Origin of the sequence: Bradyrhizobium altum, from assembly GCF_020889705.1 — a bacterium.
Taxonomy (GTDB): domain Bacteria; phylum Pseudomonadota; class Alphaproteobacteria; order Rhizobiales; family Xanthobacteraceae; genus Bradyrhizobium; species Bradyrhizobium altum.
Window position 1 is genome coordinate 1 of record NZ_JACMYP010000354.1, and the last position, 7,377, is coordinate 7,377.

The following is a 7,377-nucleotide window of genomic DNA, read 5'->3' on the forward strand; positions in this document are numbered from 1 at the left end:
GGCGACGTCGAAGCGCACCGCGCCGTGGTCGGACAGGCGATTGCGCTGCCGGCGCAGCTCCTTCAGCTTCTTGGGCCCGAGCGCGTCGCGCAGCAGTTCATCGGCATCGCGCGTCGCATCGAGCTGTGCGCGCTGATAGGCGCTCAGCAGGCGCGGCTGCAAACCGTCGCGCGCGAGCACCGCGCGGATTGCCGCCATGGCCGGCCCCTCGAGCGACATGGTGCGCAGGATCAACGCGTGCGCACCCGCATTGCGTGCCTGCTGCAGCATCTTGCCGGCGGCCTGCTCGGCGGCATTGCGGTCGAGCAGCGGCGTGCACAGCGTGCCGTAGGGTTCGGCGCCGACCAGCGCGGGCAGGGGGATCCGGTAGATTCGCCGCAATGGCACGACCGGCAACAGCCCGATCAATTGCCCGGCATCGCCGGTGGCGCTGAGCAGCGATGCACCGGTGCGGCCGCGCGCGGAGGCATCGACCGCCAATTCCCAGTCGGGCTGGTAGTAGCCATTGGCCTCGATCGCGCGCTCGGCAAGCGCCCGCCATGCGCCGACCGGCGCGGCTGACAGCGGCGGCAACGCGCGATCGTCCGTGGCATCCTTGCGCGATGCACGGCGGATCATTGCCTGGTCAGCAATATCGGCCACGTCCCATGTTTCCCCGGTCGGCAAGGCTGATCGGCCTTGCGTTCATCGCGGGCAACGCTAGCGGAAAGAAATGGAAAATGCCGTTGAGGCCATCCGGCAATTTGAGCGGTCATGTTAACGGGGCGTTCAGCATATGGTCGGCAGGGACGCCACGGAGAATGAATCAGGCCATCGCGAGTTAGGAAGGCATTTGCGCGGAGACCATGCTCAAACAAGGAGCTGAAGCGCGATGACGATTCAACTGAATCTCATCGCGCTTTACGGCTTGGGGCTTCGTTGCGCGTCGGCCGTGAGGGAGCTCTCGACCGGTTCGTAAGTCTCGGTCACGCAGTTGTCGTCGGCCTCCACCTGCCGGCGATCGAAGATCGCGCCGTCATTGATGAAGACGCGATAGGTCTGCGTCCCGAGCGGCTTGCCGATCACCGAAGTCAGTTCGGCGCGCACGCAGGCGGTCCAGCCGGTGCCGCGGGGGTCGTGCAGCGGAGCGGAGACCCGCACATGGGTCGGCTGCGAGCCGGCGGTGAACACCGAGTCCAGCTTGCCGGCCACCAGCCGCTTGAGGTCCGGAGGCGTCTCGAGCGGCGCCGGCTCGGTGGCCTTGACCTTCAACATGTCAGGCCATACCGCGTGGCTGTCCGCCAGCCCGCAGCCGCTCAACATCAAGGCGGCGCCGGCCAGCAGCGCCGCCACTTGTCCTTGTCCCTGTCCCATTGAACTAATTTAATGTGCCGCCGCCCATATTGCGCCCCCCTGGTGGCGCTGAATTCGCATCGCGCGGCGCTTTGTCGATCAACAAATGTCGAGCGACAAGCTATCTTGGGGTAGAAGTATTGCCGGATGTTTCTACGGCTGCGGGGGAGAGAGACTGACATGAAAAGCTTCACGGTTGCTGCCGTCATTCTGGCGCTGATTGCGACACCGACCCTGGCCCAGGGCCGGCGAGGCGGCGGGGGCGACGACAGGAAGACGGAGAAGAAGCCCCAGATCGACGAGAAGGCCTACAAGGCCGCACTCGATCGTATTCCCGAGCCCAAGGAGAAATACGATCCCTGGGGCGTCACCAAGCCGGCCGCCGATCCAGCCAAGAAGCCGAAATAGCCGGGCCCATCCGATCCCGCGACGATTCCGGCGTGAGAACCGGTGCCGGCAGCAGCAGATTGCCGCACGGCATGAACCTTCACCTGACGGCTATCGACCCATCTCCGATGTCTTTGTCGGAGGCCGCCATGCTTCGCCGTTCCCTCCTCAGCCTGATCGTTCCGGCTGCGATCCTGTTCGGTGCCGTGCCGGCATTGGCGGAAAGCCGTCTGGCGCTGGTGATCGGGCAGTCCGCCTACAAGTCGGTGCCCGCGCTGCCCAATCCGGCCAACGACGCCAGGGCCATGTCACAGATGCTGACCGATGCCGGCTTTGCCGTGACCACGGCATCGGATCTGTCGCAGGACGAGATGCGCGCAAGGATCAGCGACTTCGCCGGCCAGGTCGCGGCGAAGGGCGCCGACACCGTGGCGCTGGTGTTCTATGCCGGGCATGGCCTGCAGATCGATGGCGAGAACTATCTGGTGCCGGTCGATGTCGATCCGAAGCGCGAGGCCGACATCCCGATCCAGGCGGTTCGCCTCAACGACATCCTGAACACGCTGACGTCGGTGCCGAGCCGGATGCGCATCGTGCTGCTCGATGCCTGCCGCAACAATCCTTTCCCGGAGCTCAGCAAGACCGCGGGGCACGGACTTGCCATCATTGATGCCAAGGTCGGCGCGCCCGGCACCTTTGTCTCGTTCTCGACGTCACCGGGTGCGGAGGCCGAGGACGGCAGCGGCGCCAACAGCCCTTATACGACCGCGTTGCTGGCTTCGGCGAAGGAGCCGGGGATTCCGATCGAGGACACCTTCAAGCGCGTCCGCCTCGCGGTGAACAAGGCGACCGACGGCCGCCAGACGCCGTGGGATTCCTCGTCGCTCACCGACGATTTCCGCTTCATGGCAGGTACGTCGTCAGCGTCGCCCGCGGCCACGCCGGCGCCGGCCGCGACCAAGCGCACCGTCGACGAATGGAAGCGCGAATTGCAGGGCAGGCCGATCGAGGCTGCAAACGAGCTGATGGTGGTCGACGGCACCGACGAATCCTATGAAGCCTTCGCGGCGATCTTCGCCGGCACGCCGCGCGGCCTGCAGGCCCGCGACTGGCTCGACCGGCATCGCCGCATGGTGGCGTGGAACAGCGCCATTCTCGGCAACACGGCGGCGGGCTATCGCAGCTTCCTCGTGCTGTACCCCGACAGCGATCTGACAGCGACCGCGCGCAAGATGATCGAACGGTTGCGCTACCGTCCCGATCTGACACCGGCCGCTGCGCTCAGCGTGCCGGCGACCAACGTTGCGCTGGCGGCGCCGACCTGTCCCTGCAATGCGACGCCGCCACCACAGCAGAAGGCAGACGCGCCGGCCAAGAAGCGTGTCGAGAAACGCGCCGATCCCGATCCGCCGCGGCGCGCCAGCAAGCGCCCGCCGCGCGTCGTGGTCGAGGACGATGTCGTGGTGGTGCGCCGGCCGCCTCCGGCCGTGGTTTACGAACCGGTCGGGCCGCCGATCGGAATCGGGATTGGTATCGGCGGCGGTGGTTATCGCGGCCATTATGGCGGCGGTTATCGCAGGGGTGGATACTGACGCGCCAATCGCGTAAAGGGTTTCCCCGCATGAGATGCGGCGTTTGATGGTCGCATCTCGCGGGAGGACGCAATGCGGTCGCTGTTTCGCTTGCTTGCCGCGCTGGTGCTGTGCGTACAGCCGGCGCTCGCCTGGGAGTATTGGGGCGGCGACCGCGGGGGACAGCGCTTCTCGCCGCTGACGCAGATCACATCGGACAATGTCGGCACGCTGGTGCGCGGCTGGGAATTCCGCACCGGCGATCTCGACGCGCGTCCGCCCGAGGTCATGAAGCGCACCAAGTTTGAGGTGACGCCGCTGTTCGTCGAGGACAGCCTGATCTTCTGCACGCCGTTCAACGAGGTGATCGCGCTCGATCCCGGCACCGGTGCGCAGAAATGGCGTTTCGATCCGAAGATCAGCATGGCGCAGCGGCCGGCCAATCGGTTTGTCTGCCGCGGCGTCGCGCACTGGACCGATGATCGCGCGGCCGATGGTGCGGCCTGCAAGTCACGCATCTTCACCGGCACCAATGACACGCGCCTGATCGCGCTCGATGCCAGGACCGGCAAGCCCTGCGCCGATTTCGGCAACAATGGCGAGATCAAGATCGACGCCGGGATGAAGCTGGAATGGCCGGGCGAATTCCAGATCACGTCGGCGCCGGTGACGGGACGCGGTGTGGTCGTGGTCGGGTCCGCGATCGGTGACAACCGGCGGGTCGATGCGCCGCTCGGCGTGGTGCGCGCCTTCGATGCACGGACCGGTCAGCTGCGCTGGACCTTCGATCCGCTCGTGCATAACGGGGTCGAAGCCGGCCACAGCAATGTCTGGGCGCCGATGTCGGTGGACGAGGAGCGCGGCCTGGTGTTCCTGCCGACGACATCGCCCAGTCCCGATTTCTGGGGCGGCAAGCGTCCCGGCAATGACGAGCACGCCAATTCCGTCGTCGCGCTGCGGATCGAGACCGGTGAATTGGTGTGGGCGTTTCAGACCGTGCATCACGACGTCTGGGACTATGACCTGCCGGCACAGCCGACGCTGGCGCGCATCGACACCGGCAACGGCATGCGCGACGTCGTGATCCAGCCGACCAAGCAGGGCTTCGTGTTCGTGCTCGATCGTGACACCGGCAAGCCGGTGTGGCCGGTCGAGGAGCGCGCGGTGCCGCAGAACGGCGCCGAGGGCGACCAGCTGTCGCCGACGCAGCCGTTCCCGACCCACGTGCCGCCGTTGCTGACGCAACGGATGACGGCCGACGATATCGCCGGCTTGCTGCCGGGCGTCGGGAGCTCGGCTTGCGAGAAGCTGCTGGCGCAGTCCCGCAACGAGGGTCTTTACACGCCGCCGTCGACGCAGGGCACGATCATCTATCCGATGACCGGCGGGGGCGTGAACTGGGGCAGCGCGGGCTTCGATCCGGTCAACCAGATTCTGTTCGCCAATGTCAGTCACGCCGCGCACATCATCACGCTGATTCCGCGCGACCAGGCCAAGGGCTTCAGTCCGCCGCCCGGCCATGATTTCGGCCAGCAGCAGGGCGCGCCGTTTGCGATGTCGCGGGCGCTGGCGATGACGCCGGTTGGGACGCCCTGCAACAAGCCGCCATGGGGCGAGACGGTGGCGGTCGATCTCAAGGCCGGCAAGATCCTCTGGCATTCGTCGGTCGGCACCAGCGAGGATCTCGCGCCGCTCGGCATCGCACTCAACACCGGCACGCCGCTGGTCAACGGCGTCGCGATCACCGCAGGCGGCCTGGTGTTCACCGGCGCGATGGATGCCTATCTGCGCGCGTTCGATGCGAGGTCGGGCCGGCAGTTGTGGCTCGGCCGGCTTCCGGTACCGGGCGTCGCCAATCCGATGACCTATCTCTGGAATGGCGAGCAGTACGTCGTGATCGGCGCCGGCGGCCATTCCGAGGCCGGCACATCGATCGGCGATAGCGTGGTGGCATTTCGCCTGCCGCGCCAGGGCGAGAGCGTTTCGCTGATGACCCGCCTGATCGATCGTCCCGGCGGGCGGCTGACCGTCAAGGCGGTCGCTGGCAGTCTCGCGCTCGTCGCCATCGTTGCGCTGTTGTGGCGCTGGCGGCGGAGCCGCCGCTCGCGATCCGCTTAGGTGCGGCCTGCCGCAGGCGCGCGCCGCCAAAATATCGAAAACAACCCCATGCGAAGGAGCCGGCGGCTGCCGGCGTTCGAAAAGCAACTTGACACGTCGGGCAAGTCAGGGGTAAATTTCCACTATTCCGAAATTGTGCAAGCGTCGCCTCGCTCGCGCTAAAGCGCGATGAAGTCAGGTTGAATCGGCCTGGCGGCATTCGATGCATCCTTCTGCACCCGGGGCAATCGCATATGGACCTTCAGCGGCCGCGCAGGCACTCGGCCTCGTGGTTCGAGACGCGCCGCAAGCGGCGCTCCTCACCATGAGGGTCTACTATTGTGACGCAAAACAAGACCTCATCCTGAGGAGCCCGCCAAAGGCGGGCATCTCGAAGGATGGCCGCGAGGACGGTGCCCGCCAAATCTTTCCGAATGCGATTGCCCTGCCCCGCAACCGGAGAGGGGGCGCAGGGTTTTCGCGGATGCAATTGAACCTGGGGCGTGGACTCATAAATCTGGGATATCGCTTCCGAGAGGAAATGCGGACACGCGGCGCAGACCGCGGGGATGTGACCTTGTGGACCAACTTCGCCGCTTCCGACTGGTCCGGTATTGGGTGCAGTCCGGACTTCTCATCAACGATCCTCGACCGTGGCATTTGACCCGAATCGGACATCCTTTGATCTAGATCAACCCGAAATTGAGCCCTCCCGTTTCTGTATGCCTCACCATTCGTCAAAGGACCCCACTATCGAAAACGCATTCGAGCGAAACAGCTCTTCGAGCAGTGTCACGAACGAAGCAACGCACGCCGCTGTTGCACCGACCTGGAGGTTTTCATGAATCTGGCTGAGTCCGGACAATCGTTCGACCATGCAGCAGGCGAGGAGATGGCGTACGTGCCGGGCGGCACGTTTCGCATGGGCTCGGATCGGCATTATCCGGAGGAAGCGCCGGTCCATCGCGTTAGCATTGACGAATTCTGGATGGATCGCGCGCCGGTCACCAACCTCCAATTCCGCAAATTCGTGAACGCGACCGGTTACGTCACTTTCGCCGAAATTACACCTGATGCGAAGGACTATCCGGGTGCTCTGCCGCACATGCTCAGGGCCGGCTCGCTGGTCTTCACGCCGCCCAAGCGAGCTGTAGACTTGCGTAACTGGGGGCAATGGTGGACGTTCAAATTCGGCGCCAACTGGCGCCATCCCTATGGTCCGCGCAGCAACATCAGCGGGCTCGACGACCACCCGGTCGTTCACGTCGCCTACCGGGACGTCGAAGCCTACGCCAAATGGGCCGGCAAGGAATTGCCGACCGAAGCCGAATGGGAATTCGCAGCACGCGGCGGACTGGACGGCGCGGAATTCGCCTGGGGTGACGAGCAATTTCCCGGCGGCAGGCATATGGCGAACACCTGGCAGGGTAATTTCCCGCACCAGAATCTCGCGGCTGATGGCTTCGAACACACCTCGCCCGTCACCGCATTCCCGGCCAACGGTTACGGCCTGCATGACATGATCGGCAATGTCTGGGAATGGACGGCCGATTGGTATTCGCAGAAGCACGAAGCCGACGCCCCGAAAGTCTGCTGCATCCCGCAAAATCCTCGCGGCGGGCCCGAGGGCGCGAGCTACGACTCTTGTCAGCCGAACCTCAGGATTCCGCGCAAGGTGCTTAAAGGCGGCTCGCATCTTTGCGCTCCCAACTACTGCCGCCGCTATCGTCCGGCCGCGCGTCATGCCGAGCCGATCGACACCTCAGCAAGCCATGTCGGCTTCAGGTGCATCACCAGGAAGAGGATCACGTCATGAGTAACGATAGGATTCCGGAAAAGCCTGGGATGAGCACGGCAATTGGCGGAAGATTAAAACGCCGCGATCTCTTGTTGAGCGGTAGTTCTCTCGTCGCCGCATCAGCACTCTCTGCCGTCGGGGCGACAAGCTTCGCGCAAGCGCAACCGACACCGGCCCCGGTGCCCGCGCCGG

At 65.1% G+C, this 7,377-nt stretch carries 6 protein-coding genes; 4 read left to right on the forward strand and 2 right to left on the reverse strand.

All coding sequences use genetic code 11. The annotated features are described in order from the left end of the window. Positions 1-642, reverse strand: a 642-nt coding sequence (locus H8B02_RS43160; RefSeq protein ID WP_512699920.1) for a GNAT family N-acetyltransferase, incomplete at its 3' end; no start/stop codon positions are given. Between the two features lie 258 nt (positions 643-900). Further along, on the reverse strand, positions 901-1,332 hold the full coding sequence (locus H8B02_RS43165; RefSeq protein WP_229171840.1) for a hypothetical protein: 432 nt from the start codon (positions 1,330-1,332) through the stop codon (positions 901-903). A 180-nt stretch (positions 1,333-1,512) separates the two neighbouring features. On the opposite strand from H8B02_RS43165, the gene H8B02_RS43170 reads away from it, so the two are divergent. The 4 genes from H8B02_RS43170 to H8B02_RS43185 all read left to right on the forward strand — a co-directional run bounded on the left by H8B02_RS43170 (position 1,513) and on the right by H8B02_RS43185 (position 7,203). Beyond that, the gene (locus H8B02_RS43170) at positions 1,513-1,740 is read left to right on the forward strand and encodes a hypothetical protein (RefSeq protein WP_097676049.1); all 228 of its coding nucleotides are present in this window, start codon (positions 1,513-1,515) and stop codon (positions 1,738-1,740) included. Positions 1,741-1,868: 128 nt separating this feature from the next. Further along, entirely contained in the window at positions 1,869-3,311 is a 1,443-nt protein-coding gene (locus H8B02_RS43175) for a caspase family protein (RefSeq protein WP_229171842.1), read from the forward strand. 72 nt (positions 3,312-3,383) lie between these two features. Further along, a complete protein-coding gene (locus H8B02_RS43180; RefSeq protein WP_229171843.1) occupies positions 3,384-5,408 on the forward strand; it encodes a pyrroloquinoline quinone-dependent dehydrogenase in 2,025 nt (674 codons plus the stop codon). A gap of 820 nt (positions 5,409-6,228) precedes the next feature. Continuing rightward, positions 6,229-7,203, forward strand: a complete 975-nt coding sequence (locus H8B02_RS43185) for a formylglycine-generating enzyme family protein (protein WP_229171845.1) — start codon at positions 6,229-6,231, stop codon at positions 7,201-7,203. Positions 7,204-7,377: the final 174 nt, after the last annotated feature.